The following is a 26,897-nucleotide window of genomic DNA, read 5'->3' as shown; positions in this document are numbered from 1 at the left end:
ATAACGAAAATTTCGGAACTGGGAGGCCTGATGTGCCCAGATCCGCGAATTGCTCATCCTGAGGGGTGGCGACCGAGGCCGTCGGAGGAATACTCTCGGTCGCGGCCCGCGTACTGATGAGGCGCCCGGGGGACGGGCGGGTGGAGGTGCTCGCGTGAGCCTGTCGATCGTGAAGTCGGTTCTGTCCGGTGGTGTGGTGGAGATCGCCCCGCGAGGTGAGATCGACGTCGACACCGCGTACGAGGTGCGCGAGGCGATCGCGGAGGTGTTGGCCAAGGGCCGTCCGCTCCGCATCGAGCTGAACATGAGGCTGGTCACCTTCATCGACTCCGTCGGCATCAGCGCCATGGTCGCGGGCTTCCAGACCGCCGAGGTCAGTGGCGTCAAGCTGGTGGTCACCCAGCCGAGCCGGTTCGTGCACCGGCAGCTCTGGGTGACGGGCCTGCTCGGCCTGTTCGGCGCTCCCGAGCCCTACTTCGCCGGCGCCGCCACCCGCGAGGTGCTGCCCGGCGCCTGACCGCCGGTTCAGGGCTGCTCGTCCAGGCCGGTCAGGTCGACATCGGTCATTTCGGTGACGGCCCGGATGGCCGTCACGAGGCGTACCCCGCTGCCAGCAACGCCACGTCCGTGCCGGGCTGTGCGGCCTGACCCGGCTCCTCCAGCGAGGTACGGACGAAACCGTGCCCGGACTCGGCGACCGTCATCTGCACCTGCCCGAAGCTGGCCAACGTGCCGCGACGTACCCCGCGCAGGCGCGCGAGCGGCAGGTCCGGGGCATTCACGTTGAGTACGCTCTCCAGCGGCGCGGCGGTCAGCCGGGGGAGCAGGTCGAGGGCGACCCGCGCGGCGGTGCTCCAGTGCCGTTCGGCGTCGCGTACCCGGGCGGCGGCGTCCACGGCGGCGCCACCGCTGGCGGCCGTGGCCTCGCCCGCGGAGAGGACGTCCAGGGAGACGGCCATCGCCCGGCAGCCGTTCGTGGCGGCGGTGAACGCGGCACCCACCGTGCCGGAGTGCAGCACGGCGCGGCCGGCGTTGGCGCCCCGGTTGATGCCGGAGAGCACCACCGACGGCGGCGGGCCGAACGCCCCGTGCAGCGCGATCAGCGTGATGAAGCCTGGTGTGCCGGCAACCCCGTACGCGGGCACGCCGTCCAGGTCCGGCAGCGGGTGGTCGTGCACGACCACCCGTCCGTCGCGCTCCGTCGCGCTCATCGCGGCGCTGGTGCCGCTGGCCTCCTCCGTTGGCGCGGCGATCACCACGTCCAGCCCTCGTTGGGTCGCCGCCCAGGCCAGTGCCTGGATGCCGGGCGCGGCGATCCCGTCGTCGTTGGTGACGAGGACCCGTAGCGTCATCGCTCGACCACCCGGTCGGCCAGTTCGTCCGGCGTGGTGCGCTCCTGCTGACGGCTGTCGGCCGGCACCAGTCGGACCCGGTCCACCAGGCCGGTGATCGAGTCCAGGCGTCCGGTGCCCAGGCCGTGCCGGGTCACGTTCAGCGCGCCGGCGGCGGCGCCGGTGCGGATGGCGGTCCGGATGTCGCCACCGCGTGCCACCACGGCGGCAACCCCGGCGGTCATCGAGTCGCCCGCGCCACGCGGGTCGGCGGCCTCCAGTCGGGGCATCTCGACGTCGAACAGCTCCCCGTCGATGAGTGCCAGCGCCGGCTGGTCGGCCCGGCTCACCACCACGGTCTCGGCGCCGGCGGCGTGCAGGTCGTACATCGCCCGGGTCAGCTCGAGCATGTCGTCGTTGCGGGCGCGGCCGTCGCGGATCAGCTCCTCGTGGCTCACCTTGAGGAAGAAGACCCCGCTGTCCAGCACCGCGCCGAGGTGGTCGCCGGAGAGGTCGACGACGACCTGGCCGCCGTTGGCTCCGAGGTCGGCGGCGAAGCGCCGGTACAGGTCGGCCGGGACGAGCGACGGCTCGTTGGGTCCACTGAGGATGCTCACCGAGGCTCGCAGACCCTCGCCCAGGGTCAGGTTGTACAGCTCGTCGAGTTCGTGGCGGCTCAACGGTTGCCCGGGCACGTCGGCGATCTCCTGCCGCGATCCGTTCCGACGGTCGTGCACGTACCCGCCGCTGCCGGAGTCGCGGACCACCACCTTGAGGTCCACCCCCTCGCTGACCAGCAGCGGTTCCAGCACCTGGCCGATCTCGCCGCCGAGCGCGGCGCAGAGCACCACGTCCACGCCCAGCGACAGCACCATCCGGGCCTGCCACACGCCTTGTCCGCCGGGGTGCAGGTGCAGCTCGGTCTGGCCGTTCGGCTGATCCACGGTCACGGTCAGTTGCGGAGTGGGCGCGAAGACCATCACGTGCCCGCTCATCGGTCGTCGCCGTTCATGAATCCACCCTCTCCGTCACGTTCCGTCATTCGTCACCAACCGACCCTAATGGGACAAGTGACGGATCACGAGACATCGGCCGGTGTCCGTACGGGCGTTGCCAGCCCGATCGGCGTACGGGACGATCGTGCGACCAGCGACGGCGGGAGACGGTGTGCTCAGGCGCGATACCTTCAGCTACACCGTTCAGGCCCGGTGCTCGCCGGCCGAGGCGGCCGCTCTGCTCAGCGATCTGACCCGGCATGGTGAGCTGCATCCGCTGATCGTCCACGTCCGCCAGCTGCCGCCTCGACCCGGCGCCCTGGCCAGCTACACGATCAGCGACCGGCTGGCGGCGGGCCCGTTGCGCTTCCGGACCAGCTACCAGGCGGACGTACTGATCAGCGAGGACGACGAGATCGTCATGGTGGCCCGCCAGTGGCCGGCGACCACCGTGCACAACCACACCCGGCTGCACGCCGAACCGGACGGCCTGCTCCGGATCGACGTCGAGATCACCCTGAGCGCGCCGGCCCCGCTGTTCCGGTACGCGTTCCGCCAGGCCCGCGCTGCCCACCTGGCCCTGGCCAGCCGCCTCGGCGCGGCCCTGGACCGCAGCGGCGAGCCCCCGCCCGCGGCCTGACCCACCCAAGCCCCGCGCCCGTGCGGCCCGCGCCCGTCATGATCGTGCTCGATCCGGGATGTGGTGGCCGGTGGCCGCACGGATGGCCACTACGTCCTCGTTGTAGCGCGATCATGACCCGCGCGGGTAGCGCGGGTAGCGCGGGCCGGGCGGGCGGCGTCGGTGGCGCGGCCGGGCCGGGTGGGTCGCCGCCCCCACGGCTTGTATGTGGAGAGCACCGTCGCGATGATCATCAGGCTGGTCGAGACGGCGGGTGCGATCACCAGGTCGGCGCGGTCCCGCGTGGGCAGTGCGGCGCCCAGCTCTCCGGCGTGCCGCAGGTTCGGGGTGAGCAGGAACAGGACCAGCCCGACCATCACCGTGGTGAGGGCGAGTTTGGCCAACACCCAGCGGTAGCGCAGCAGGCCCCACGGCGTGAGCAGGGCGCTGACGACGCCGACCAGCCAGACCAGCACGCTCAGCGGCGCGAACAGCACGGTGCCGAGCAGCGCGGTGACCGGGTAGACGACGGCCGGGTCGGCGCCCCGCTGCACCGCCACGCCGAGGGTGAGCAGCACCAGGTCGGTGCCGAGCCAGCCGAGGGAGGTGACCAGGTGCAGGGTGAGCAGCGCCTTGCGGGCGGTGGGTGGAATTCGAGCCATATCTGGATGCTGCCCGCCGACGGCGGCCGGGTCGTCCGACCGCTGGCGACGTCCGAAGTACGCCCGCTGACGTACCCGTGGCCGGCACCCCAGCTCAGGGGACGCCGGCCACGGGCGGGGTCAGTACACCGACAGGTGCACGTGGTTGGTGTGGTCGCTGGACGGGTCGCCACCCGCCCCGCTGTACGACTTCCACCCGCTGCTGGGCAGCCAGATCTGCCGGTACCAGATCACGTACAGCACGGCGAGCCGGTCGGCGTTGCGGATGAAGTAGGCGGCCAGGTTGTTGCCGTAGGTCTTGTCGCCGCCGGTGGCGTCACCGCCGAAGCCGTTCTTCTGCGCGGCGAAGTCGCAGGCCCGGCCCTTCGGGTGTTCGCCGGAGCCGCCGGAGCGGTGGCAGGAGACGTACCGGGTGAAGCCGGCGGCCTTGGCCTGGTTGAGCGCGTGCAGGGTGCGCGGGGTGATGCAGCCGCTGGCCGGGGTGGGGTCGTTGACGCTGCACGACTCCGATGGCCAGGAGCCGTCGGAGTTGCGCGGCGCGGCCTTGGCGTTCGCGGTGGAGGCGCCCCGGTTGGAGCCGGTGTCGGCGGTGGTCTGCGGCTTGGGCGTGGTGGCCACGGTCAGCGCCCGTTCGGCCTGTTCCTTGCGCTTGGCCATCACCGCGACCTGCTTGCGCTGCTCGCGGATCTCGCCGTCCAGGGCGACCCGGGTACGGGTGGCCTCGTCCTTGGCGGCGAGCAGGTCGCGCAGCACCCGGTCCTCGTTGGCGGCGACCGCGTCCAGGGCGGCGGCCCGGTCCATGAAGCCTTCCGGGGTGTTGCTGTTGAGCAGCGCCGACATCGCGCCGAGGCGCCCGGTGCGATAGGCCACGCCGGCGATCTCGCCGACCTTGCCGCTGCGCGCGTTCAGCTCGGCCTCGGTGGTCTTGAGCTGGGTGGCGAGCTGCTGCTGTCGCTGCACGGACGTGTCCAGGGCGCGCTTGGCGTCCAGGTAGCCCTTGCTGGCGGCCTCCAGTTGGGCCCGCAGTGCGGGGGTGCCGCCCTCTTCGTCGCCGTCGGGCGCCGCGGCGGCTCGTTGGGCGGTCGGGGGAGCGGCCGAGGCGGTGCCGGCCGGGAGTGCGACGCCGAGGGCGAACATCGCGACGATCAGGGCCGCCAGGCGGGCGGCGGGCGGTCGTGCTGGTGCCACTTCGCATGTCCTTCCGTCAGCCGCCGACCGGGTTAGCTGACGGGTTCGGGACGGAAGATCCCTACCGCTGACGCGGATGCACCCCAGGAACATGGTTCCCCGGTTCGCCCGCTCGGGCGATTAGGCGGCGACCGCCACCGGCGCCGGGAGGGCGCCGCCTGGTGGAGGCCGGGGCCGAGCCTACCGGGACGGCTGGGGCGCTTGCAGCCGATGTGACGGACGGTGCGTGCGCCATGACGAAAAACTCGGACTAATCCGAGCGAATCTCTCGAAACGCCGTTACCACTCGACCGGACCGCAGGCGCCGGGTGCGGCGCCGGGTTCGATCTGGAGCGTCGCGTGCTCGATCCGGAAGTCGTCGTGCAGGGCGGTACGCGCGGCGCTGAGCACCGTGCCGACCTCCGCGCCGGGCGCCATGGTCAGGTGCGCGGAGGCCACCTCCATGCCCGAGGTGAGCGTCCAGACGTGCAGGTCGTGCACCTCGACCACGCCGGGCACCGCGGCAAGCCGGTCGTGCACGGCGGTGACCTGGAGATGCTCCGGGGCGGCCTGCACCAGGATGCGGACGGCGGCCCGGCCGAGTCGCCAGGTGCGCGGCAGGATGAACACGCCGATGGCGACCGCGACCAGCGGGTCGGCCCACCACCAGTCGGTGATCGTGATGAGCAGCGCGGCGCCGATCACGCCGAGTGAGCCGAGGAGGTCGCCGAGCACCTCCAGGTACGCCCCCTGGAGGTTGATGCTCTCCCGGGCGCCCGCGCGGAGCAGGGCGAAGGCGGTCACGTTCGCGAGCAGGCCGAGCACGGCGACCGCGAGCATCGGGCCGGCCAGCACCTCGTGCGGGTCGCCGAACCGGCCGATCGCCTCGATCACCACGAACACCGCCACGCCGGAGAGCAGGACGGCGTTGGCCAGCGCGGCGAGCACCTCGAGGCGGTAGAGCCCGAAGGTGCGCTGCGGGTCGCTGGTGGCCCGCCGGGTGGCGGTGATCGCGGCCAGCGCCATGCCGATGCCGAGCACGTCGGTGAACATGTGCCCGGCGTCGGAGAGCAGGGCCAGTGAGCCGGTGTGGAAGGCCGCCGCCGCCTCGACCACCATCAGGGTGGCGAGCAGCCCGAACGCCGCCCAGAGCCGGCCCCTGTGCTGATGTGCGGCATTGGCGACCGAAGGGTGGTGGTGGTCATGACCTGCGCCCACGAACCCACCTTCCGTTGCCAGCCGGGACCCGTCAAATGTATGCGCACATCGCTATGTGTGCAAGTGTACGGCCGGCGACCGCCCCGGCAGCGTTCACCAGGGCGGATCAGCCGGTCGGGTCGATGGTGGTCAGCCGTTGCGTGGCCCGGGAGAGCGCGACGTAGAGGGTCCGCACCCCGGCACCCGGATCCGCCCGGATCTCGCTCGGGGCGACGAGCACCACCCCGTCGTACTCCATGCCCTTGGCCTCCAGGCTGGTCACCACCTGCAGGCGCGGTGCGCCGAGCGAGCCCAGCCAGCCGGCGACCTCGTCGCGGCGGGGGACCGGCGTGATCACACCGACCGTGCCGTCCACCTCCGCCAGCAGGCCGGTGGCCGCCTCCACGACGGCGGTCTCCAAGCCGGCGGCGGGCACCACCAGCTCGACCGGATCGACCCCGGTGGAGCGGACGGCCGACGGCAGCGGCAGGTCCGGGTAGAGCCGGCGGATCTCCGCCGCCGCCACCGCGAAGATCTCTGACGAGTTGCGGTAATTGGTGGTGAGGGTGAAATCGTGCCGCTTGCGCCGGCCCAGCGCCTGATCCCGCGCGCGTGTCAGCTCCTCGGGGTCACCGGTCCACGCCGTCTGCGCCGGATCGCCCACCACCGTCCAGGAGGCCAACCGGCCGCGCCGGCCGATCATGCGCCACTGCATCGGCGAGACGTCCTGCGCCTCGTCGACCACCACGTGCGCGTACTCCCGGTAGTCCGCCGGCCGCTCCCGGGCCGCCGCGCGGGCCGCCCGCTGGCGGTCGCCGAGGGTGCTCAACTCGCGGACCCCGCCGGCGAGCTGGAACGGGTCACGCCGTGCCCGGGCCGGCTGCGCCGGCTTGCCGAGCAGCGCCTCCAACTCGTCGAGCAGCGCCACGTCCGCGATGGTCAACCCGGCGGTGTCCAGGCTCCGGTAGGCCGTGTCGAGCAGCCGGATCTCCGCGCCCGAGAGGATCCCGCCGGCGTAGCGGCGCAGCCGCTCGGGGCGGGCCAGCCAACCGAGCACGTGCCGGGGGTGCAGTCGCGGCCACCACGCCTTGAGGAACTCCCGGAACTCCGGCCGCTCGGCGATCTCGTCCTCGAAGGCCCGCTGCTCCGGCAGCCGGCCGATGTTCACGCGCCGGGCCTGTGCCCAGAGCGCGGCGAAGACCCCGTCGAAGCCGGCCCGGCGGACCTCGTTGCGCCGGGCGCCCCGGTGCAGCGCGCGGTCCCGGATCCCGTCCAGCTCGGCCCGGTCCAGCCGCAGCAGACCGCCCCGGTAGAGCAGCCGCAGCTCACCCGGGCCGCCGGGCACCGCGTCGCGGACCGCCCGCTCCAGCACCCGGCGCATCCGCAGCGAGCCCTTCACCGCGGCCACCTCGGGCGGATCGGTGCGGGTGGCGGTCAGGTCCGGAAAGAGGGTGCCCAGCGAGTGCAGGGTCGCCGTGTCCTCACCGAGCGAGGGCAGCACCGAGGCGATGTACTCGACGAAGACGGTGGACGGTCCGACCACCAGGATGCCGCCGCCGGCGTACCGGCTGCGATCGGAGTACAGCAGGAAGGCGGCCCGGTGCAGGGCCACCGCGGTCTTGCCGGTGCCCGGACCGCCGGCGACGATCGTCACCCCGGAGCCGGGGGAGCGGATCGCCTCGTCCTGCTCCCGCTGGATCGTCGCCACGATGTCGCGCATGCCCCGACCGGTGGCCCGCGACAGGGTGGCCAGCAGCGCGCCGTCACCGACCACCGTCATCCCCTCCGGGGCGGCGGTCGGATCCAGCAGGTCGTCCTCGATGCGGGTGACCCGTTCGTCGCGCGACTGGATGGTGCGGCGGCGCACCACACCCAGCGGCTGGTTCGGGGTGGCCTGGTAGAAGGCGGCGGCGGCCGGCGCCCGCCAGTCGACCACCAGCGTGCTGGCGTCCTCGTCGCGGATGCCGAGCCGCCCGACGTGCAGCGTCTGCCGGTCCCGCAGGTCCAGCCGGCCGAAGACCAGCCCCTCGTGCTCGGCGTCGAGGGTGTGCCGCCGCTGCGCGGCGTGGAAGACCATCGCGTCGCGTTCGACCAACGCGCCGAACGTGCCCACCCGCGCCATCCGGTAGCCGTCCCGCTCGGCGCGGACCGCCGACCGGCGTAGCTCGGCCAACCGGGCGTACACGCGGTCGAGGTGCCGTTGCTCGACGGCGATCTCCTGCTCCAGGGCGGTCTGGTCGGTCAACGCACGCTCCTTCGATGTCGCCGGCAGCGGCGCGAACCGCGCGGGCCAACCGCAGAAGGGTACGGCCCCGGGCCGGGCCCGCCGCGCCCGAGGTGCGCGAACGTGGCTCAGGCGTCCGCGCCGGCGGGAGTCGCGCCGCCCACCCGCGGCGGCGCCTCGGCGAGTACGCGACGCAGGACGCCGGTCAACGCGGCGTTCACCTCGTCCGGACGTTCCATCATCAGCATGTGCCCGGCGCCCGGGCAGACGGTCAGCTCGGTGGCCGGCAGGGCCGCGGCGATCGACTCGGCGCACGGCGGCGGGGTCAGCCGATCCCGGTCGCCGACCAGCGCGGCGGCCGGCAGGTGGGCCAGCGCGGCGAGGGTGTCCAGCCGGTGCTGGGCGCCGATGGAGGCGCGGAAACCACCGATGGAGCGCAACGAGGCGCGGGCCACCGCCGAGGTCACCAGCCGGATGTCGGCCGGTTCGCAGCGGTCGCCGAAGAGCATCCACCGGATGCTCGGTTGCAGCGCGCGCAGCAGTGCCCGCGGCGCCCGCCAGGACCCGCACCGGGCCAGCACCCCGGCGCCGGTGGTCTCGGCCAGCCGGATCAGCCGGGCGATCCGCGGCGAGAGCCCGTACACCGTGTGCGTGTGCCCCTCGGCGGTCGTCGAGATGAAGACCAGCCCGGCCGTGCGGGCCGCGAAGTGGGCGGGATGACGGTGCGCGTACTCCATGATCGTCATGCCGCCCATCGAGTGCCCGACCAGGACGACCCGCCCGGCCGGCGCCACGGTGTCGATCACCGTGGCCAGGTCGTCGCCGAGCTGGGCCAGGGTGGCGGTCGGCAGCGCCATGCAGCTGGACCGCCCGTGCCCGCGCGCGTCGTAGGTGACCACCCGTACCGCGCCACCGGCCAGTGCCGCGGTGAGCGCCTCGACCTGCCGGTGCCAGGCCCGCCCGTCCAGCGTCCAGCCGTGCAGCAGAATGGCCGTGACCTGGGCATCTGCCGGCCCTGCCGCCTCGACGTGCAGCCGCACGCCGTCGGGCAGACCGACCTCGAACCGCTCCGGCATCGCCACCTCCCCAGGGCCGCCCGGCACCATCAGCACCGGGATACCCGGCGGTAACACCGGCTACCCGCCATCAGACCACGCCAATCGCGCCGTGGCGAACATTTCCGACCCCGCCCGCGGAACGCGGACGGCGGCCAAGCTGAACGGCATGGGGTCGTCGGGAGCGCCCATGGGCGGGACGCCGGGGCGGCAGGCCGGCGGCACGCCCCGCGCCGCGCTGGCCGAGTTGCTCGCCGGCAACCGGCGGTTCGTCAGCGGGCAGCCGATCCACGGACACGACGTGACGGCCGCCGCCGCGACCGCCTCCGGCGACCAGCAGCCGTACGCCGTGGTGCTCGGCTGCATCGACTCGCGGGTGCCGCTGGAGGCGATCTTCGACCAGACCTTCGGCGCGATCTGCGTGATCCGTACCGGTGGGCACGTGCTCGACCGCGCGGTGCGCGGGTCGATCGAGTACGTCGTCGGCCAGCTCGGCGTACCGCTGGTGATGGTGCTCGGCCACGAGCGGTGCGGCGCGGTGGGCGCCACGGTGGACGCGCTGCGTGGCGGGGAACGTCCCGGGGGTTCGCTGGCCCACCTGGTCGACGAGATCGCCCCGGCGGTGCTGGAGGTGGGGCCCGACGATCCGGCGGTGCTTCCGCTGGCGATCCGCCGGCACGTCCGGCGCACGGTGGACGCGCTGCGCGTCGACGACCTGCTGGCCGGGCCGGTCGGCACCGGGCGGGTGGCCGTGGTCGGCGGTCTCTACGACCTGGCCACCGGCGAGGTGGCCCTGCTCGACCCGCCCTGACCCTCCGGACGCGACACCGCCCGCCGGGAACTCCCGGCGGGCGGTGTGGCGGTGCTGTGGTGGGGGAGGACTCAGCCCTCGAAGACGCCGGCCGCGACCAGGCGCTTCTCGGTGGCGTCCCAGCCGTCGTTCGGGTGGGTGGTGGCCAGGTTGTTGATCTCCGCCCGGATCTTGGCGGCGTGCCCGGCGCGGCCAGCACGCGGATCTCCTCGACGAAGGCGTCGGAGTCCGTGCGCAGGTGCGCGGTCTTGCCGTTGGTCAGGTTCCGCACGTAGGCGTGCTTGCCGCCGTTGAGCGGGATGAGGTACTTGAACTCGCCCAGCACGCTGAGGGCGCCACCCTGGCCAGCCTGGCCGGCCCGGACGGACGCGCGCGCGGTCTTAGAGGTGTTGCTCGCCACGGAGGTACTCCTTGCAAGACGTACGGGAGGACTGGACGTCCGGGGGCTGTGTGCGGGCCACACAGGCTCGGCCCGCGAGGGTGTAACGCGGCATAAGCCGCCGGTGGAACTGTACATGACCACGACATCAGGCTGGTCGTCGCGGTGTCCTGAGAGGCAACGGAGACCACCCGTCCGGCTATTCCGACCGGCGATTTTTCCGATTCCCTGGCGCCACATCCGTCACAGAGGTAATCATGTGTTGCACGAGCCACTCGGGTGGACGAGGTCGTAGGGGAAGACGCACCTCGCTCTCCGGGAGGTCACCGTGCCAACGCGTGGCGTCGTATACGTCCACTCGACCCCGCTCGCCGTGTGCTCGCACGTCGAGTGGGCGATCGCGCGCGTCCTAGCCGCGCCGGTCAACCTGCAGTGGACGGCTCAGCCCGTCGATCCCGGCGCCCGCCGGGCCGAATGCGGGTGGACCGGCCGTCCGGGGACGGGCGCCGAGCTGGCTGCTGCCCTACGGCAGTGGCCCATGATCCGTTTCGAGGTCACCGAGGAGCCGAGCCCCGGCGCCGACGGTGAACGCTTCATGTACGTGCCGGCCCGTGGTCTGTTCCGGGCCACCGTCGGCGCGGCCGGTGACATCCAGCTCGGCGAGGACCGGCTGCGGGCCCTGATGGCCGGCTCCCGCGCCCCGGAGGCGCTGGCGCACGCCCTGGACAAGGCGCTCGGCACCGCGTGGGACGCCGACCTGGAGCCCTACCGGTACGCCGGTGACGGCGCGCCGGTGACCTTGCTCACCAGGGTCGGCTGACGCCGGGGTCGGCCGGCTGCCCGCGTGCCGTCCGATCGGCCGACCCCGCTCGCCGACCGGTAAGGTCAAGTTGCCCCGATAAGGGGGAGCTGGTGGGATGGGCGGCGTGCCGATTCGCCCGCTACGCGCCAGCGCGCCGTCGCCGCCCTGACCGCCCTGCTCGTCTCCGGCTGCTCGGATACCCCGGACCGCCCCGAGCCGACGCCCGGCCCGACCGGCGCATCCGCCGGCCCGAACGCCCCCTCCGCGACACCGCCCGGCGACCCCGCCGCCCGCGCCGCCGCTCTCGTCGCCACGCTCTCCGACGAGGACCTGGTCGGCCAGGTGCTGATGCCCTACGCGTACGGCGACTCCGCGACGAAGGTCTCACCCGGCTCGGCGGCCGGCAACCAGGCCCTCGCCAATGTCGACACCCCCGCCGAGATGGTCGCCAAGTACCGGCTGGGTGGGCTGATCCTGGTCGGGTTCAGCGCCGACGACCCGACCAAGGGCAACCAGGAGACCACCAACGTCGACAACCCGAAGCAGGTGCACGAACTCACCGCGGGGCTGCGCGCCGCCGCCGGTCGGCTCGCCGCCGGCCCGGCGCCCTTCCTGGTCGGCACCGACCAGGAGTACGGCGTGGTCACCCGCATCACCGACGGCGTCACCGTGCTGCCCAGCGCCCTCGCGGCCGGCGCGGCCGACGACCCGAAGCTCACCGAGGACGCCTGGCGGGCCGCCGGCGCCGAGCTGGCCGCCATGGGGATCAACGTCGACTTCGCCCCGGTGGCCGACGTGCTGGCCACCCGCAGCACCGTGATCGGCTCCCGGTCGTACGGAGCGGACCCGAAGCGAACCGCCGCTCAGGTCGGCGGCGCCGTCCGGGGCCTGCAGGCGGGTGGCGTCGCGGCCACCCTGAAGCACTTCCCGGGGCACGGCCACAGCGCCGACGACTCGCACCAGGACCTGCCCGTGCTCACCCAGTCCGCGGCGGCGCTGGCCAGCGGCGCGTGGCCGCCGTTCACCGCCGGTATCGACGCCGGAGCGATGGCCGTCATGTCCGGCCACCTGGACGCGCGGGCCATCGACCCGGGCACCCCGGCGACCTTCTCGCACAAGCTGCTCACCGACGTGCTGCGCGGTCAACTCGGCTTCCAGGGCGTGGTGATCACCGACGGGATGAACATGCCGCCGGCGAAACGCTGGGCCCCCGGCGAGGCCGCCGTCCGCGCGTTGAAGGCCGGCAACGACCTGATCCTGATGACCCCCAACGTCGGCCAGGCGTACGACGGGCTGCTCGCCGCGCTGCGCGGTGGTTCGCTGCCCCGGGCCCGGCTCGTCGAGGCGGTCACCCGGGTGCTGACCATGAAGTTCCGGCTCGCGGGGCTGCCGACCGCTCCGATGTCCACGCTCAACACCCCGGCGCACCGGTCGGCGGCGGAGGCGCTGGCCGCCGGCGCCGTCACCGTGCTGCGCGGCGCCTGCGGCGGTGCGGTACGCGGACCGGTGACCGTCACCTCGTCGGGTGGCCGGGACGGCACCCGGGCGGCGCTCACCGCCGCGCTGACCGCGGCCGGCGTGTCGGTCAAGCCCAGCGGCGGCACGGTCGTCCACCTGGTGGGCTACGGCGACGGTGACGGTGACCTGCGCGCCGACGCAGCCGTCACGGTCGCCATGGACACCCCGTACGTGCTGGCCAGGGCCAAGTCGCCGACGCTGCTGGCCACGTACTCCTCCAGCCGGGCGTCGATGACCGCGCTGGCCGCGGTGCTGGCCGGCAAGGCCCGACCGGGCGGCCGGTCCCCGGTGACGGTGCCCGGCCTGCCCGCCACCACCTGCGGCACCTGAGCCCTCCCGCAGGCCGGGAGTGGCACCGCGCGGCAACACCCCCGCAACCGGGGCTGAACGTCCGGAAGGGCCCCTTTTCCAAGGGGCCCTTCCGGACACTGCGGGACGGTGCTCTCAGGGACGGGCGAACACGAGAGCCACGTTGTGACCGCCGAAGCCGAACGCGTTGTTCAACGCGGCGGGGATCTCCATGTGGCGGGCCTTGTGCGCGGCCACCTCAAGGGTGAGGCCCGGCTCCGGGTCGTCCAGGTTGATCGTCGGAGGGACGACACCGTCGCGGATGGCCAGGATGGTGGCGATCGACTCCAACGCGCCGGCGGCACCGAGCAGGTGACCGGTCATCGACTTCGTCGCGGCCAGCACCGGGTGGTCGCCGAGCGCCTTGTGCAGCGCGCCGATCTCCAGCATGTCGCCGACCGGGGTCGACGTGGCGTGCGCGTTGACGTGCACGATGTCCCGCTTGGCCACGTCCGCGTCCGCGATCGCCCGGGCGATGGCCCGGATGGCGCCCTCACCCTCGGCGTGCGGCTGCACGATGTCGTACGCGTCGGAGGTGATGCCGGCGCCGGCCAGACGCGCGTACACCCGGGCGCCCCGGGCGGCGGCGTGGTCGGCCCGCTCCAGCACCAGGATGCCGGCGCCCTCGCCGAGGACGAAGCCGTCGCGGCCGGTGTCCCACGGGCGGGAGGCCCGCTCCGGCTCGTCGTTGCGGGTCGACATGGCCCGCATCGAGCTGAACCCGGCGATCGGCAGCGCGTGGATGACCGCCTCGGTGCCGCCGGCCACGACCACGTCGGCCCGGCCGGCGCGGATGATGTCCAGGCCCAGTGCGATCGCCTCGGCGCCGGTGGCGCAGGCGCTGGCCACCGAGTGGACGCCGGCCTTGGCGCCCAGCTCCAGACCGACCCAGGCGGCCGGACCGTTCGGCATCAGCATCGGGATGGTGTGCGGGGAGACCCGCCGTGGCCCGGACGCCTCCAGGATGTCGTCCTGGGCGAGCAGGGTGGTGGCACCGCCGATGCCGGAGCCGACGCTGACCGCCAGGCGCTCCCCGTCGAGGCCGGACCCGGCCAGGCCGGCATCCGCCCAGGCCTGCTGGGCCGCGACGAGGGCGATCGCCTCGGAACGGTCCAGCCGGCGCAGTCGGACCCGGTCCAGCACCTCGGACGGCTCCACGGCCAGCTGGGCGGCGATCCGGACCGGCAGTTGCTCGGCCCACTCCTGGGTGAGGGCACTCACCCCGGAGCGGCCGGCGAGCATGGCGTCCCAGGTCGACGCGACGTCCCCGCCAAGCGGGGTCGTCGCGCCGAGCCCGGTGACGACGACGTCAGGACGACTCATGATCAGGACTGCGCCTCGATGTAGCTGACGGCGTCACCGACGGTCTTCAGGTTCTGCACCTCGTTGTCCGGGATCTTGACGCCGAACTTCTCCTCGGCCGCCACGACGACCTCGACCATGGAGAGCGAGTCGACATCGAGGTCGTCGGTGAAGGACTTCCCCTCGGCCACGTCGTCCGGGTTCACCCCGGCAACCTCTTCGAGGATCTCGGCGAGGCCGGTGGTGATCTCGTCACGGGTCATTGCGGTTGGTTCCTTTCATCGGGGGTTGTCCGGCGGCCGGTGTCACCGACCGCCACTCCTGGAGCGCGTACGCGCCCGAGGGGATCTCAGGGGCAGCGGACGACCTGACCGGCGTAGGTCAGGCCGCCGCCGAAGCCGAACAGCAGCACCGGTGCGCCCGAGGGCACCTCCCGCCGCTCGACCAGCTTGGACAGGGCCAGCGGGACACTCGCCGCCGAGGTATTGCCGGACTCGACGATGTCCTTCGCGATGATCGCGTCGGGGATGTTGAGCCGCTTGGCGATGCCGTCGATGATCCGGGCGTTGGCCTGGTGCGGCACGAACGCGGCCAGCTCCGACGGGGCCACCCCGGCGCGTTCGCACGCTTGCAGGGCCAGCGGCGCCAACGCGGTGGTGGCCCAGCGGAACACCGACTGCCCCTCCTGCTGGATGTACGGGCGCCAGCCCTCGATGCGGACCGCGTCGCTCTTCTCCGGCACCGAACCCCAGACCACCGGGCCGATTCCGGCCGGCTCGTCGTCGGCGCTCGCGGTCACCACGGCGGCGCCGGCGCCGTCGGCGAAGATGATGCAGGTGGAGCGGTCGGTCCAGTCGGTGAAGTCGGAGAGCTTCTCCGCGCCGATGACGATCGCGTTGCGCGACGCCCCGGCCCGGATGGCGTGGTCGACGATGCCCAGCGCGTACGCGAAGCCCGAGCAGGCGGTGTTGACGTCGAACGCGCCCGGGGCGGTGATGCCCAGCTTCGCGGCGACCCGGCAGGCCACGTTGGGGCTGCGGTCGATCGAGGAGCAGGTGGCGACCACGACCAGGTCGATGTCGGCGGCGCTCAGGCCCGAGTTGGCGAGCGCCTTGCCGGCGGCGGCAGCGGCCATGTCGGCGACCGTCTCGCTGTCGGCGATCCGCCGGCTGACGATGCCGACCCGGTCCCGGATCCACTCGTCGTTGGTGTCGACGAGCTGGGCGATGTCATCGTTGGTCACCACCCGCGAGGGCTGGTAGTGCCCCATCGAGACGATGCGACTGCCAGTCATGAGAGACCTCCGGTGGGGGCGAGCGGTTGGCCCGGCGTGCCGTGCCGGGCGATCAGGTCGCGTGCGGCCGGCAGGTCGTCCGGGGTGTTCAGGGTGACGATCTCCGGGGCGCCGTCGCCCTTCAGCTCGCGCTTGACCAGCCCGGCGAGCGTGCCCGCCGGGGGCAGCTCGATCACGCCGGTCACCCCGAGGTCGGCGAGCGCGCGCATGCACAGGTCCCACCGGACCGGGGCGGTGACCTGGCGGACCAGGCGCTGCACCATCTCCTGGCCGTCGTCGACGGCGGTGCCGTCGAGGTTGGACAGCAGGATCCGGGCCGGGTTGGCGGCGGTGATCCCGGCGGCGACCGCGGCGAGGGCGCTCTCGGCCGGTGCCATGTACGGCGTGTGGAAGGCGCCGGCCACCTGGAGCCGGATGACCCGGGTCCTCGTCGGCGGTTCGGCGGCGAGCTTGTCCAGTCCGTCCAGGGAGCCGGCGGCGACGATCTGGCCGGCACCGTTGCGGTTGGCCGCGTGCAGTCCGTGCGCGGCGATGGCGGCGAGCACCTCGTCGGGGTCGCCGCCGAGCACGGCCGCCATTCCGGTCGGCTCCAGCGCGCACGCCGCGGCCATCTCCCGGCCGCGTACGCCGGCGAGGGTGATCGCGGCCTCGGCCGTCAGCACTCCGGCCAGCGCCGCGGCGCCCAGCTCGCCGACGCTGTGGCCGACGGTGAGCGTCACGTCGTGCAGCGGCAGGTGCTCGGCGGCGAGCAGCGCCGCGGCCACCAGCAGCGGCTGGGTGCGGGCGGTGTCCTTGATCTCGTCGGCGTCGGCGGTGGTGCCCAGGTGCACCAGGTCGACCTCGGCGAGCGCGGACCACGAGCGCAGTCGCGCCTCGGTGCCGGTCAGGTCGAGCCAGGGGGTCAGGAAGCCGGGTTTCTGTGAACCCTGGCCAGGACTAAGTACGGCGAGCACGACTATGACTCTCCCGGATACGCGTGGGTAACGCTGTGCCGGCCTCGACCAAACCACACTAGAACCTTTGGAGCTTTCCTACAAAGATCGTCGGCGGTCATCATCGGTTTGGGTGGTTTTCCGGGTCGCCGGGGCCAATGTCTGGGTCGGGACCGGCGAGGTCACCGGGACCGGATCCAAGCGGCCGACGGTCAGGGCCACCTGGAGCGCGAACGCGTCCCGGGGCGACAGCGGCGAGAAGCCCGTCACCTCGGCGATCCGCCGCAGCCGGTACCGCACCGTGTTCGGGTGCACGAACAGCGCCCGCGCGGCGCTCTCCAGCGTGCCACCGGCCGCCAGGAACGCGTCCAGGGTGCCCAGCAGTTCGCCTCCGGCGCGCACCAGCGTCGCGTACACGTCGTGCCGCAGCCGACGGCGGGCCTCCGCGTCGCCGGCGAGAGCCCGCTCCGGCAACAGGTCGGCGGCCGGCACCGGCCGGGGAGCCGTCGGCCACGCCGGTGCCGCCCGGAAGCCGGACAGCGCGGCCCGCGCCGACTCGGTCGCCTCGTCCAGGCTCGGCACCGCCGGACCGACCACCACCGGGCCGTCCCCGAACGCGTCCAGCAGCTTGCCGGTCGCCGTCAACGGGTCCGGTGCGCCGCCCAGCACGATCACCAACCGGTCGCCGTGCACCCCGCCGATCACCTCCACGCCGATCCGGCGGGCCTGCCGGTAGACCACGTGCAGCACGGCGGAGACCTCCCCGCCGGGGGAGCGGCCGACCGCCACGGCGACCGGTGGCGCGTCCGTCCAGCCCAGCGCGGCGGCCCGGCTGGCCAGCACGTCGGGCGAGTCGCCACGCAGCAGCGCGTCGACCAGCAGGGCCTGTAGACGGGCGTCCCACGCGCCGCGCGACTCGGCGGCCCGCGCGTACACCCGGGCGGCGGCGAACGCGATCTCCCGGGAGAAACGCAGCACCGCCTCACGCAGTTGCTGCTCCTCGCCCTCGGCGGCCAGATGCGACACCTGCTCCTCGACCACGTCGATGGTCACCTTGATCAACGCCACGGTCTGCTGGAGGGTGATCGACCGGGCCAGGGCCTGCGGGGCCGCGGCGAAGACCTCGTCGGAGACCTCCTGGGTGCTGTCCGCCGTGCCGCCGCCGTCCTGCAGCCACTGCACCAGCGACCGGGCGCCCGCCTGAGCCACCAGCATCACCCAGGAGCGCTGGTCGGCCGGCAGGGCGCGGAACCAGGGCAGGGTGTCGTCCATCCGGGCCACGCTCGCGGTGGCCAGCGCCCCCGCCGCGCGCTCGATCCGACGCAGCGTGGCCGTCAGCTCTCCACCGCCCGGCGTACTCACCGGCCTAGCCTGACACGCGCTGACCTGGATCTTCCTGTCGGGCCGCCCGTGCCGCGGTCACGGCGGCGCGGGCAGGCCGACCTCCTGGGCCAGGATCGCGGCCTGCACCCGGCTGCGCAGGTCCAACTTCGCCAGGATCCGGCTCACATGCGTCTTGGTGGTGCTCTCCGCCATCGTCAGCCGCTCGGCGATCTGCTGGTTGGACAGTCCCAGCCCCAGGCAGGCCAGCACGTCACGTTCGCGCGGGGTGAGCGTGCCGAGCGCGGCGTGGGTCGCCGTCGACGCGCCCGGCGCGGTCGCCGCGAACGCCGCGATCAGGCGGCGGGTCACCGCTGGCGCGATGAAGCCGTCCCCGCGCGCCACCGTCCGCACCGCCGCGACCAGTCCCGCCGCGTCGGTGTGCTTGAGCAGGAAACCGGCCGCTCCGGCGCGCAGCGCGCCGAAGACGTACTCGTCCAGGTCGAAGGTGGTGAGCACCAGCACGTCGGCGAGCCCCTCGGCGACGACGGCCCGGGTCGCGGAGATCCCGTCCCGACGCGGCATCCGGATGTCGAGCACCGCCACGTCCGGGCGCAGCTCGCGGCACAGCCGGACCGCCTCGTCGCCGTCGGCGGCCTCGCCGACCACCTCGACGCCGTCCGCGCCGGCCAGGATGAGCGTCAGCCCGGCGCGGACGGCCGGCTGGTCGTCGGCCAGCACCACCCGTACCACCGCTTCCGTCGGGCCGGCGTCGCCCGTTCCGCGGGCCGACCCGCTCACCCGTCGTCCCGGGTGGGCAGCGTCGCCCGGACGTGCCAGCGGCCGTCCTGCGGCCCGGCGGTGAACCGTCCGGCGAGCAACGTGGCGCGTTCCCGCATCCCGATCAGCCCGGCCCCGGCGCCGGGCAGTACGGCCCCGCCGGGGCGCACCGGGTTCTCCACCGTCACCACCACCTCCGCCGGCCGGTACGCGATCGTCAGCTCCGCGTCGCCGGCACCGTGCTTGAGCGCGTTGGTCAGCGACTCCTGCACGATCCGGTACGCGGCGAGATCCACCCCCACCGGCAGCCGGCCCGGGGTGCCGTCGGTGCGGACCCGCACCGCGAGGCCGGCGGCCCGGATGCCCTCCACCAACCGGTCCGCCTCGGCGAGCCGTGCGGTGACCGCCTCCGCCAGCCCGTCGTCGGGACGCGCGCCACCGGTGCCCGGATCGCGCAGCACCTCGATCATCTGCCGCATCTCCGCCAGGCCCTGCACGCTGCTCTCCCGGATCACCCGCAACGCCGACTCGATCTGGCCGCGGTCCAGCCCGGGCACCGACAGCGCGGCGGTCGCGTGGATGGCCACCGCGCTCAGGTGGTTGGCCACCACGTCGTGCAGCTCCCGCGCCATCCGGGCCCGCTCGGCGCTGACCGCCTGCCGGCGGTCCAGCTCGACCAGCCGGGCGGTCTGCTCGGCCCGGGCCCGCTCGGCGGCCGCCTGGTCGCGGTACTGCCGCACGCTGATCCCGGTCAGCACCGGCAGCAGCCCCGCGAGCACCACCGGCACCCCGACCGCCGCGCCGCGCCACTGGCCGAAACCCAGCACGCCGACCACGACACCGATCAGGCTGAGCGCCACGGTGATCCGCAGCAGCCACCGCCACAGCCGGGGAGGGCCGTACACACAGGCGTCGTAGAGCACCTGCGTGTAGACCACGACCGTGCCCAGCGAGTTGCCCAGCGCCGTGTCCACCACCAGCGCCGTGGTCCCCAGCGACAGGCTGGCGCGCGGCGCGGCGCGACGAAGGCCGACGGCGACGCACACCGCCAGCAGGGGCGGCAGGAAGAGGGCGGGCGGTACGTCCGGGTGCGGCACGATCTGCGGTTGCATGCCCAGGCCGTACAGCACCAGGCCGCCGGCCAGCGACGCGCCGGCCAGCGCCAGATCCCGGCCGGGTGTGCCGGAGCCGAGCCACGATGGCGGTCGCATGCTCCGATCCCACCACAGCCGTCGACCCGCGGGCTCCGACCGGCGGAGGACCCCGCCGGTGCGGGCATCCACCGAAAGGGGTACGCCAGCCTTCGCCCGGCTTCGGTGAACCGGGCGCGACGAACCCGTGAACGGGGGAGCCGATTCAGGCTTTCCGCCCCGCCCGAGGCGCTGACCCGGGGGTACGCGCACGGGCCCGTCGGCCCCGGCCAGTACGGTGTCAGGGCACGTCGGGGGAGCACCCGCGGGTGAGTGCGAGCGTGAGGAGACCGGGATGGCGCACGGGGAGGCCGAGCACGGCTGCGCCCAGGGCGAGCCCTGCCGTCCGGGGCACCATGACCCGCAGTCGGCCGCCAAGCCCCGCCGGCCGGTCGGCGGCGCGCCGTCGCACCCGGTGGAGCCGCTCGTCGGTCGGCCCGACGACGAGACTGCGCTTCCGCGCCAGCGTTCCGCCGAGCCCGCAGCCCTTGCCGAGCCGGAGTCGGACGTCCCGCCTGGTTGCCTCAGTGAACTTCCCGGATGGGCCGGGGCGCACCGGCACGGCCCGGTCCGGCCACGTCAGCGGGCCACCCGCCGCGAACGCCCGCCGCGCCGCTGGTGCTGATCCGGGGCCGCCCCACACCGGCTGGCGTGGCCTGACCGCCGGTCGGATCAGCGGGTGCGGCGGCGGATCAGCAGCGCGATCCCGGCGAGGCCGACGGTGATGGTCAGCATCACCGCGACGTTGAGCAGCAGCAGGTGCTGCAACTCGCCGAGCGCCTCGTCGAGGTCCTTCGCCGGATCGAGAGTGTCCTCCGGGAGCACCCGCTCGCCGCCGCCCGCACCACCGCTGACGGTGTCGAACTGCCGCTCCAGCGGGGCCCCGGCGGTGCGCAGCGTCTCGGACATGCTGAGTCGACCGAGGAACCAGCCGGCGCTGGTCTTGTGCCCGTCCGGCTGCTTCGCCGGCCGGTAGATCCGCGGGCCGCCGACCGCCCCCGGGTACAGGTCGTAGGTCTGCTTCGGCGTGTCTCCGACGAGCACCACGACCGTGTACTTCGGACCGAGGTTGGCCGCCTTCGGCCCGGTCGGAGCGCCGGTGCGCCCGAGGAAGTTGACCTGGTCGATGACCGCGACCACAAGATCGGGCTGCGTGTCCGCACGCAGTCGGAGCGGCTCGGTCAGATCCCCGCCGGTGATGTCCACCCCGGCGGGCGCCGGAGTCGGCGCTGCGGCGGCCGGACCGGCGGTGCCGAGCGACAGCAGCGCCGCCGCCAGCGTGCCCGCCAGCACGGCGACCCACCGCCTCATCTGTCGGACCATCCCGCCTCCTCGCCCCGTTCGATGGATGGCTTCGTCGTGACGCCCGGATCGGTCGGCCGGTGACGACACCGACCGGACGGTCGGGCTCACTCTCACAGACTCGCAGAACGTCGATGAAGTGCAGCTTGTGGAACAGTAATTGGAACTATCTGCGATCTCTGCTCGACTAATGAGGAGCGGTTTGATCAGCGGGCGGATCGTACCCTTACGGAGGGGTTCATGGGGGGCAGGGTTACACGTTTGGCGCGGGTCGTACCAGTGGTGCTCGGCGTGGCGTTCGGTGTGTCGTTGGTGGCCCCGGCGACGCCGGCCGCCGCGCACAACTCGCTGACCGGCAGCGATCCGCGCGACGGCGCTCGGGTGGCCACCGCGCCCAGCCGAATCCAGCTTCGGTTCCTGGCCAAGCCGGACCCCGCCACGACGAAGATCACAATAACCGGACCGGACAATGTGGTCGCTGGCGGCCCACCGGCGTTCGCCGGCAGTCGTGTGAACGTTCCCTTCAAGCCGGGTGCCGCGGGCCTCTACATCGTCGGCTACCAGGTCGCCTCCGGCGACGGGCATCCGGTCAAGGGAGAGGTGCGGTTCACCCTCACCACCGGCACCGCCGCCGACCCGTCCGCGACGCCGTCGGCCGCCGGCGGCGCCAGCCCGCCGGGTGCCACGGGCGGGTCGCCCTCGCCGTCTCGGTTCGCCCTCCGCCGTGCCGTCGTCGGCGCGGCCGCCAGTCCGACGGTGTCCGCCGTGCCGGCGGCCGAGGAGCAGTCCGACTCCGGCGGCCGCTGGTGGCTCTGGGTGGTCGGCGGCCTGGTGCTGCTCGCCGCCCTCGCGGCCGGCCTCGTGTTCCGCCGACGTCCGCCCGCGGCTGAGCGCGGCGCGGCTCCGCCCCCGCGCGGCCGGACCGGTCAGACCAGGCGGAGGCGGGCGGCGCGCATCCGGGTCAGGGTGCGCTCGCGACCGAGCACCTCCAGCGACTCGAACAGCGGCAGCCCGATGGTGCGGCCGGTCACCGCGACCCGTACGGGCGCCTGCGTCTTGCCGAGCTTGAGTCCACGATCGGCGCCGACCGCCTCCAGCGTCGACTTCAGCGACTCGGCGTCCCAGGACTCCAGTGCCTCGAAGGCCGCGACGGCGTCGTCCAGCAGCTCCGCCGAACCGTCCTTCATGGTCTTGGTCCAGGCCGCCTCGTCGATCAGCGGCGACGCCAGGAAGAGGAAGTCGACGTTCGGCACGATCTCGCTGAGCACGGCGAGCCGGGTCTGGGCCAGCGGGGCCACGGCGGCGAACGCCTCGACGTCGTACTCCTCGGGCTGCCACGGCGGCGGCGCGATGGTCCCGGTGCCGGTCAGCCACGGCTGGCAGGCGTCGATGAACTCGGCCACGGGCAGCGCCCGAATGTACTCGCCGTTGAACGCGCGCAGCTTCTTCTCGTCGAAGAACGCCGGGGAGGGGTTGACCTCCTCCAGTCGGAACTCCTCCTCGATCACCGACCAGGGGACGATCTCCCGGTCGCCGGAGGGTGCCCAGCCGAGCAGCATGAGGTAGTTGCGCATCGCGTCGGCGAGGTACCCCTCCTCGCGGTACGCCTCCAGGGCGACCTTGTCCCGCCGCTTGGAGAGCTTCTGCCGCTTCTCGTTGACCACCACCGGCACGTGCGCCCAGACCGGCGGCTTGACCCCGAGGGCGTCCCACAGCAGCTGCTGCTTCGGGGTGTTGGGCAGGTGCTCCTCGGCCCGGATCACGTGGGTGATCCCCATGGTCATGTCGTCGACGACGTTGGCCAGCAGGAAGACGGGGGAGCCGTCACCCCGGGCGATGACGAAGTCCTCGATGAGCCGGTTCTCGAAGGTGGGCTCGCCGCGGATCAGGTCGACCACGACGGTCGCGCCCTCGTCCGGAGTACGGAAGCGCAGCGCGCGCCCCGGGCCCGGGCCGAGGTCACGGTCGCGGTGGTAGCCGTCGTAGCCCTGGTACTGCGAGCCGGTACGGGCCTGCACGTCCTCGCGGGTGCAGTCGCAGTAGTAGGCGCGGCCCGACTCGTAGAGCCGGGCCGCGGCGGCCCGGTGCTCGCCGGCGTTCTCCGACTGGAAGTGGGGGCCCTCGTAGCTGCCCCGGGAGATACCGATCCAGTCCAGCGCGGAGAGGATGCCCTCGGTCCACTCGGGCTTGTTGCGCGCCGCGTCGGTGTCCTCGACGCGCAGCACGAACACCCCGCCCTGCTGCTTGGCGTAGATCCAGTTCTGCAGCGCCGAGCGGGCGCCGCCGACGTGGAACATACCGGTCGGGGAGGGGGCGAAGCGCACACGTACCGTCACGTCCTCCAGCCTACGGCGACCGTCGACAGCTTTCCGCCAGGCCCCCTCGACTCACGGGACTGAGCGGATCTTGACGACCAGGGCGCTGCCGACCAGGGTGACCACGGCGGTGACCGCGTAGAGCGTCGGGTAGCCGCCCAGGTGGACCACGAGCGGGGCGGAGAGCGCCGGGCCGAGCACCTGCGGCGCCGAGTTGGCAATGTTGATCACGCCGAGGTCCTTGGCCCGGTCGGTGGCTCGGGGCAGCACCTGGGTGATCAGCGCGGCGTCGACCGAGAGGTAGACGCCGTAGCCGGCGCCGAGCAGCAGCGCGGCGACGATCGCCATCGGCCAGACCGGCGCGACCGCGAGCAGCAGCGCCGCCACCGCCATGATCAATCCGGAGGCGATCACGTACACCCTGCGCCGACCGGAACGGTCCGACAGTCGACCGGCCACCACGGCGGTCAGCATCATGCCGAGCGTGTAGAGCAGGATCAGCACCAGCAGGCCACCCTCGGGATCGGGGTGACGCACCCCGTCGGTGAGGAAGTACAGCAGGTAGAGGGTGCCCAGGGCATTGCCGAGCTGGACCAGGAACCGGGTGATCCACGCCCAGGCGAAGTCCGGGTGCCGGCGGGGGCTGATCCAGATCGAGGCCAGCAGCGTCCGCGCGCGCAGCGCCGGCCGGTGCGTGCGGGGCAGCGGGTCGTCGGGGGTGAACAGCGCGAACGGCAGCGACAGCAGCAGGATGGCCACCGCGATGGCCAGGTAACCGGCGGCGTTGCCGGTGATCACGGCGGTGACCAGCACCGCGCCGAGCACCAGCCCCAGCGCCTGCGGGATGCCCACCCAGCCGGAGACCCCGCCGCGTTGCGGCACCGGGACCCGGTCCGGGATGGCGGCGGTGAGGCTGGCCAGCATCGCGTTGAAACACACCTGCGCGGCGACCCAGCCGAGGGCGACCCCCAGGATGGTCCGTTGCTGGGCCAGCAGCACCAGCGCCGCCGCGCCGACCAGCGCCCCGCCGGCGGTCCACACGTGCCGCCGGCCGAACTCCCGGCCGGCGATCCGGAGGCAGGTCCGGTCGGACAGCGCGCCCGCGAGGGGGTTGGCCAGCACCGCGGCCAGCGCGCCCAGGCCGGTGACCACGGCCAGCATGTTCTCCTTGCCGCCGGGCGCGATCTGCTCGATCTGCTGCGGCAGCAGCACCTGGATCGGGGTGAAGAACGCCATCCAGGCGCCGAGGTTGGCCGCGAAGATCAGACCGATCCAGCCGCGTCGCACCGGCACGGTCGGCTCGGCGAGCGCCGCCGGCAGCGACGCCGGCGTCGGGTCGAGGGTGGTCACCGCGCCGACCCCGGCCGGCTGGCCGCGATCAGGTCCCGCAGCCAGGTGTACGACGACTTCGGCGTACGGGCCCGGGTGACGTAGTCGACGTGCACCAGACCGAAGCGCTTGGTGAACCCCTCGGCCCACTCCCAGTTGTCCAGCAGCGACCAGACGAAGTAGCCGCGCACGTCGACTCCGTCGTCGATCGCGCTCCGTACCGCGCGCAGGTGCCCGTCGAGGTACGCGATCCGGTCCGGGTCCGCCACCTGACCGTCCGCGTCCGGCACGTCGTCGTACGCGCAACCACTCTCGGTGATCTCGATGGGGGGCAGTGCGTCGCCGTACGTGTCGCGCAGCCAGCCGAGCAGCTCGCGCAGCCCGTCGGGGGCCACCGGCCAGTCGAAGGCGGTACGCGGGTAGCCGTCCAGTCCGACCAGGTCGAACGGCAGCGGCGAATCCTCCTCGGCGGCCCGTACACCGGTGGGGTTGTAGTAGTTGACCCCGAGTACGTCGATGGGCGCGGCGATGGTGTCGAGGTCCCCGGCGTGGATGACGCTCGGGTCGAAGCCGGGCAGTTCCGGGTAGCCGCGGCCGAGCAGCGGGTCGGTGAAGAGCCGGTTGTGCAGCGCCTCGTACGCGGCCCCGGCGGCCCGGTCGGCGGCGCTGTCGCCGAGCACCCGCACCGGTGAGTAGTTGTTGGCGATCGCCACCGGGCTGGTGCTGCGGGCGCGCAGCGCGGCGACCGCGAGCCCGTGCCCGAGTAGTTGGTGGTGGGCGACGGGGAAGGCGTCGAAGAGCAGCATCCGGCCGGGGGCGTGCGTGCCGATGCCGTAGCCGAGGCTCATGTGGATGAACGGTTCGTTCAGGGTGATCCAGAGTCGGACCCGGTCGCCGAGGCGGGTGGCGGTCAGGTCGGCGTAGTCGGCGAATCGGGTGGCGGTGTCGCGGTTCAGCCAGCCGCCGGCGTCTTCGAGGGGCTGGGGCAGGTCCCAGTGGTAGAGGGTCGCCACCGGGTCGATGCCCGCGGCCAGCAGCTCGTCGACGAGCCGGTCGTAGAAGTCCAGGCCGGCGGTGTTGGCCGGGCCGGTGCCGCCGGGCTGCACCCGGGGCCAGGCGATGGAGAACCGGTATGCGCAGACGCCCAGGCCGGCCATCAGGGCGACGTCCTCGGCGTACCGGTGGTAGTGGTCGCAGGCGACCGCACCGCTGCTGTCATCGCTGATCCGGCCGGGGGAGTGCGCGAACGTGTCCCAGATGGACGGTCCGCGTCCGGCGGCCGTGGCGGCGCCCTCGATCTGGTGGGCGGACGTGGAGACGCCCCAGCGGAAGCCGGCGGGGAACTCGGGCATCGGTGCGGTCGACATGCGCCCTCCCGGTCAATGTGAAACGTGCTCGGGACTTTAGGACGCCCCGGATGAATGCGCCATAGGCCGGGATGCCGCGTTCCGCAATGGTTGATCGGCGTGTCTTTTTCCGAACCCGTCCAGGTAAGTCCGATTTAGCGCATAGAGTGCCGATATCGTGGGATGTCCTCACTGGAGGAAAGACGGAAATGATCCTCGTGGAACGCAGTGCGCACGTGGCGGCGCCGGTGGAAGTGGTCTGGGACGTCGTACAGCGGGCCGAGCAGTTGCCGGCCTGGCTGGCGGGGGTCCGCGCGGCCGAAGTGCTCTCCGGAGAGGGCTTCGGGCGGCGGCAGTTGGTCCAGGCGGGGCGCGGTTCGGCGCATGAGGCCGAGGTGATCGCCTATCAGGAGCCGACCCTGATCGGCTGGCGGGAACGGGCCAAGGGTGCCGGTGCGCGCGCGGAGGCGCGCACCGAGATCTACGTCCAACTCACTCCCGACGAGGAGGAGGGCGGGACCATCGTGCGGCTCATCGTGGTCCGCTGGCCGGCCGGCCCGGTCAAGGCGGCCCTGCTGCGCCTGGGCCTGCGCCGGGTAGGCGCCGACCTGGAGGACTCGCTGGCCCGCCTGACCGACCTGGCCGCCATAGGCTGACCCCCCCACCCCCGCCCCACCAC

General features: G+C 73.3%; 24 protein-coding genes, 3 pseudogenes and 1 riboswitch. Of the genes and pseudogenes, 8 read left to right on the top strand and 19 right to left on the bottom strand.

Translation table 11 applies throughout. The features are described from left to right. Nucleotides 1-154 precede the first annotated feature (154 nt). Nucleotides 155-517: an STAS domain-containing protein gene (locus tag JNW91_RS13195; RefSeq protein WP_203175124.1), complete on the top strand. Its 363-nt coding sequence runs from the start codon at nucleotides 155-157 to the stop codon at nucleotides 515-517. Between the two features lie 73 nt (nucleotides 518-590). Here the strand turns inward: JNW91_RS13195 and surE are convergent, their stop codons facing one another. After that, nucleotides 591-1,352 carry a 5'/3'-nucleotidase SurE gene (gene surE / locus JNW91_RS13190; protein ID WP_238424894.1) on the bottom strand — a complete coding sequence of 254 codons (762 nt, stop codon included), beginning with the start codon at nucleotides 1,350-1,352 and terminating at the stop codon, nucleotides 591-593. Then, the gene (locus JNW91_RS13185; RefSeq protein ID WP_203175123.1) at nucleotides 1,349-2,326 is read right to left on the bottom strand and encodes a PfkB family carbohydrate kinase; all 978 of its coding nucleotides are present in this window, start codon (nucleotides 2,324-2,326) and stop codon (nucleotides 1,349-1,351) included. The genes surE and JNW91_RS13185 overlap by 4 nt, the downstream gene beginning before the upstream one ends. Nucleotides 2,327-2,498: 172 nt before the next feature. On the opposite strand from JNW91_RS13185, the gene JNW91_RS13180 reads away from it, so the two are divergent. Next, nucleotides 2,499-2,966 carry an SRPBCC family protein gene (locus tag JNW91_RS13180; protein WP_203175122.1) on the top strand — a complete coding sequence of 156 codons (468 nt, stop codon included), beginning with the start codon at nucleotides 2,499-2,501 and terminating at the stop codon, nucleotides 2,964-2,966. An 89-nt stretch (nucleotides 2,967-3,055) separates the two neighbouring features. On the opposite strand, the gene JNW91_RS13175 is transcribed toward JNW91_RS13180, so the two are convergent. The 5 genes from JNW91_RS13175 to JNW91_RS13155 form a co-directional block, all read right to left on the bottom strand. Then, nucleotides 3,056-3,607, bottom strand: a complete 552-nt coding sequence (locus tag JNW91_RS13175; RefSeq protein WP_203175121.1) for a hypothetical protein — start codon at nucleotides 3,605-3,607, stop codon at nucleotides 3,056-3,058. Between the two features lie 120 nt (nucleotides 3,608-3,727). Further along, nucleotides 3,728-4,795 carry a coiled-coil domain-containing protein gene (locus JNW91_RS13170; protein ID WP_407664316.1) on the bottom strand — a complete coding sequence of 356 codons (1,068 nt, stop codon included), beginning with the start codon at nucleotides 4,793-4,795 and terminating at the stop codon, nucleotides 3,728-3,730. Nucleotides 4,796-4,800: 5 nt separating this feature from the next. Further along, a riboswitch (cyclic di-AMP (ydaO/yuaA leader) is annotated at nucleotides 4,801-4,932 on the bottom strand. Between the two features lie 142 nt (nucleotides 4,933-5,074). Then, nucleotides 5,075-5,992: a cation diffusion facilitator family transporter gene (locus JNW91_RS13165; protein ID WP_203175120.1), complete on the bottom strand. Its 918-nt coding sequence runs from the start codon at nucleotides 5,990-5,992 to the stop codon at nucleotides 5,075-5,077. A gap of 106 nt (nucleotides 5,993-6,098) precedes the next feature. Then, a complete protein-coding gene (locus tag JNW91_RS13160) occupies nucleotides 6,099-8,216 on the bottom strand; it encodes a HelD family protein (RefSeq protein WP_203175119.1) in 2,118 nt (705 codons plus the stop codon). A 107-nt stretch (nucleotides 8,217-8,323) separates the two neighbouring features. Beyond that, nucleotides 8,324-9,271: an alpha/beta fold hydrolase gene (locus tag JNW91_RS13155; RefSeq protein ID WP_203175118.1), complete on the bottom strand. Its 948-nt coding sequence runs from the start codon at nucleotides 9,269-9,271 to the stop codon at nucleotides 8,324-8,326. A gap of 169 nt (nucleotides 9,272-9,440) precedes the next feature. On the opposite strand from JNW91_RS13155, the gene JNW91_RS13150 reads away from it, so the two are divergent. Then, entirely contained in the window at nucleotides 9,441-10,061 is a 621-nt protein-coding gene (locus JNW91_RS13150; protein ID WP_203175117.1) for a carbonic anhydrase, read from the top strand. A gap of 71 nt (nucleotides 10,062-10,132) precedes the next feature. Here JNW91_RS13150 and JNW91_RS13145 read toward each other — a convergent pair. Then, nucleotides 10,133-10,461: pseudogene (locus tag JNW91_RS13145) on the bottom strand (hypothetical protein). Between the two features lie 307 nt (nucleotides 10,462-10,768). Between JNW91_RS13145 and JNW91_RS13140 the strand changes: the two are divergent. After that, nucleotides 10,769-11,260 carry a DUF3145 domain-containing protein gene (locus JNW91_RS13140; protein ID WP_203175116.1) on the top strand — a complete coding sequence of 164 codons (492 nt, stop codon included), beginning with the start codon at nucleotides 10,769-10,771 and terminating at the stop codon, nucleotides 11,258-11,260. A 78-nt stretch (nucleotides 11,261-11,338) separates the two neighbouring features. Continuing rightward, nucleotides 11,339-13,090: a glycoside hydrolase family 3 protein gene (locus JNW91_RS13135; RefSeq protein WP_203175131.1), complete on the top strand. Its 1,752-nt coding sequence runs from the start codon at nucleotides 11,339-11,341 to the stop codon at nucleotides 13,088-13,090. A gap of 114 nt (nucleotides 13,091-13,204) precedes the next feature. On the opposite strand, the gene fabF is transcribed toward JNW91_RS13135, so the two are convergent. The 7 genes and pseudogenes from fabF to JNW91_RS13100 all read right to left on the bottom strand — a co-directional run bounded on the left by fabF (nucleotide 13,205) and on the right by JNW91_RS13100 (nucleotide 19,947). Beyond that, nucleotides 13,205-14,431, bottom strand: a complete 1,227-nt coding sequence (gene fabF / locus JNW91_RS13130; RefSeq protein WP_203175115.1) for a beta-ketoacyl-ACP synthase II — start codon at nucleotides 14,429-14,431, stop codon at nucleotides 13,205-13,207. A gap of 2 nt (nucleotides 14,432-14,433) precedes the next feature. Then, nucleotides 14,434-14,673, bottom strand: a complete 240-nt coding sequence (locus tag JNW91_RS13125; RefSeq protein WP_053653162.1) for an acyl carrier protein — start codon at nucleotides 14,671-14,673, stop codon at nucleotides 14,434-14,436. 86 nt (nucleotides 14,674-14,759) lie between these two features. Then, the gene (locus JNW91_RS13120) at nucleotides 14,760-15,704 is read right to left on the bottom strand and encodes a beta-ketoacyl-ACP synthase III (protein WP_203175114.1); all 945 of its coding nucleotides are present in this window, start codon (nucleotides 15,702-15,704) and stop codon (nucleotides 14,760-14,762) included. Continuing rightward, nucleotides 15,701-16,657: an ACP S-malonyltransferase gene (locus JNW91_RS13115; RefSeq protein ID WP_203175113.1), complete on the bottom strand. Its 957-nt coding sequence runs from the start codon at nucleotides 16,655-16,657 to the stop codon at nucleotides 15,701-15,703. Before JNW91_RS13115 ends, JNW91_RS13120 begins: the two co-directional genes overlap by 4 nt. Nucleotides 16,658-16,735: 78 nt before the next feature. After that, nucleotides 16,736-18,025: pseudogene (locus tag JNW91_RS13110) on the bottom strand (PucR family transcriptional regulator); the annotation flags it as partial. A gap of 30 nt (nucleotides 18,026-18,055) precedes the next feature. Next, nucleotides 18,056-18,757 carry a response regulator gene (locus tag JNW91_RS13105; RefSeq protein ID WP_407664315.1) on the bottom strand — a complete coding sequence of 234 codons (702 nt, stop codon included), beginning with the start codon at nucleotides 18,755-18,757 and terminating at the stop codon, nucleotides 18,056-18,058. Continuing rightward, nucleotides 18,754-19,947, bottom strand: coding sequence for a sensor histidine kinase (locus JNW91_RS13100; protein ID WP_203175111.1), 1,194 nt, complete (start codon nucleotides 19,945-19,947; stop codon nucleotides 18,754-18,756). Before JNW91_RS13100 ends, JNW91_RS13105 begins: the two co-directional genes overlap by 4 nt. Nucleotides 19,948-20,221: 274 nt before the next feature. On the opposite strand from JNW91_RS13100, the gene JNW91_RS13095 reads away from it, so the two are divergent. After that, complete coding sequence (locus JNW91_RS13095) at nucleotides 20,222-20,551, top strand: hypothetical protein (protein ID WP_203175110.1); 330 nt, start codon at nucleotides 20,222-20,224, stop codon at nucleotides 20,549-20,551. Nucleotides 20,552-20,598: 47 nt separating this feature from the next. On the opposite strand, the gene JNW91_RS13090 is transcribed toward JNW91_RS13095, so the two are convergent. Beyond that, nucleotides 20,599-21,249 (bottom strand): hypothetical protein, encoded by a 651-nt coding sequence (locus tag JNW91_RS13090; protein ID WP_203175109.1) that lies wholly within the window; start codon nucleotides 21,247-21,249, stop codon nucleotides 20,599-20,601. 219 nt (nucleotides 21,250-21,468) lie between these two features. Between JNW91_RS13090 and JNW91_RS32230 the strand changes: the two are divergent. Further along, nucleotides 21,469-21,783 (top strand): annotated as a pseudogene (locus tag JNW91_RS32230) (copper resistance CopC family protein); the annotation flags it as partial. Nucleotides 21,784-22,154: 371 nt separating this feature from the next. On the opposite strand, the gene gltX reads toward JNW91_RS32230, so the two are convergent. Genes gltX through JNW91_RS13070 form a run of 3 tightly spaced genes read right to left on the bottom strand, consistent with a single transcriptional unit; the run spans nucleotide 22,155 to nucleotide 26,239 of the window. Then, nucleotides 22,155-23,564, bottom strand: a complete 1,410-nt coding sequence (gene gltX / locus JNW91_RS13080; RefSeq protein WP_309244341.1) for a glutamate--tRNA ligase — start codon at nucleotides 23,562-23,564, stop codon at nucleotides 22,155-22,157. A gap of 51 nt (nucleotides 23,565-23,615) precedes the next feature. Next, the gene (locus JNW91_RS13075; protein ID WP_203175108.1) at nucleotides 23,616-24,893 is read right to left on the bottom strand and encodes an MFS transporter; all 1,278 of its coding nucleotides are present in this window, start codon (nucleotides 24,891-24,893) and stop codon (nucleotides 23,616-23,618) included. Beyond that, nucleotides 24,890-26,239: a GH1 family beta-glucosidase gene (locus tag JNW91_RS13070; protein WP_203175107.1), complete on the bottom strand. Its 1,350-nt coding sequence runs from the start codon at nucleotides 26,237-26,239 to the stop codon at nucleotides 24,890-24,892. The genes JNW91_RS13075 and JNW91_RS13070 overlap by 4 nt, the downstream gene beginning before the upstream one ends. Nucleotides 26,240-26,427: 188 nt before the next feature. Between JNW91_RS13070 and JNW91_RS13065 the strand changes: the two genes are divergently transcribed. Continuing rightward, nucleotides 26,428-26,874 carry an SRPBCC family protein gene (locus JNW91_RS13065; RefSeq protein WP_203175106.1) on the top strand — a complete coding sequence of 149 codons (447 nt, stop codon included), beginning with the start codon at nucleotides 26,428-26,430 and terminating at the stop codon, nucleotides 26,872-26,874. Nucleotides 26,875-26,897: the final 23 nt, after the last annotated feature.

It is taken from the genome of Micromonospora parastrephiae, assembly GCF_016802865.1.
In the GTDB taxonomy this organism is placed as follows: Bacteria; Actinomycetota; Actinomycetes; order Mycobacteriales; family Micromonosporaceae; genus Micromonospora; species Micromonospora parastrephiae.
Note: the sequence above shows the minus strand (reverse complement) of the source record. Positions and strands in the feature narration are given on the sequence as shown.

Bases quoted from the DNA above. Each gene is read 5' to 3' on its own strand.
- surE (WP_238424894.1), bottom strand. From the start codon at position 1,352: ATGACGCTACGGGTCCTCGTCACCAACGACGACGGGATCGCCGCGCCC.
- JNW91_RS13185 (WP_203175123.1), bottom strand. From the start codon at position 2,326: ATGAGCGGGCACGTGATGGTCTTCGCGCCCACTCCGCAACTGACCGTG.
- JNW91_RS13175 (WP_203175121.1), bottom strand. From the start codon at position 3,607: ATGGCTCGAATTCCACCCACCGCCCGCAAGGCGCTGCTCACCCTGCAC.
- JNW91_RS13155 (WP_203175118.1), bottom strand. From the start codon at position 9,271: ATGCCGGAGCGGTTCGAGGTCGGTCTGCCCGACGGCGTGCGGCTGCAC.
- JNW91_RS13150 (WP_203175117.1), top strand. From the start codon at position 9,441: ATGGGCGGGACGCCGGGGCGGCAGGCCGGCGGCACGCCCCGCGCCGCG.
- fabF (WP_203175115.1), bottom strand. From the start codon at position 14,431: ATGAGTCGTCCTGACGTCGTCGTCACCGGGCTCGGCGCGACGACCCCG.
- JNW91_RS13125 (WP_053653162.1), bottom strand. From the start codon at position 14,673: ATGACCCGTGACGAGATCACCACCGGCCTCGCCGAGATCCTCGAAGAG.
- JNW91_RS13120 (WP_203175114.1), bottom strand. From the start codon at position 15,704: ATGACTGGCAGTCGCATCGTCTCGATGGGGCACTACCAGCCCTCGCGG.
- JNW91_RS13100 (WP_203175111.1), bottom strand. From the start codon at position 19,947: ATGCGACCGCCATCGTGGCTCGGCTCCGGCACACCCGGCCGGGATCTG.
- JNW91_RS13095 (WP_203175110.1), top strand. From the start codon at position 20,222: ATGGCGCACGGGGAGGCCGAGCACGGCTGCGCCCAGGGCGAGCCCTGC.
- JNW91_RS13090 (WP_203175109.1), bottom strand. From the start codon at position 21,249: ATGGTCCGACAGATGAGGCGGTGGGTCGCCGTGCTGGCGGGCACGCTG.
- JNW91_RS13070 (WP_203175107.1), bottom strand. From the start codon at position 26,239: ATGTCGACCGCACCGATGCCCGAGTTCCCCGCCGGCTTCCGCTGGGGC.
- JNW91_RS13065 (WP_203175106.1), top strand. From the start codon at position 26,428: ATGATCCTCGTGGAACGCAGTGCGCACGTGGCGGCGCCGGTGGAAGTG.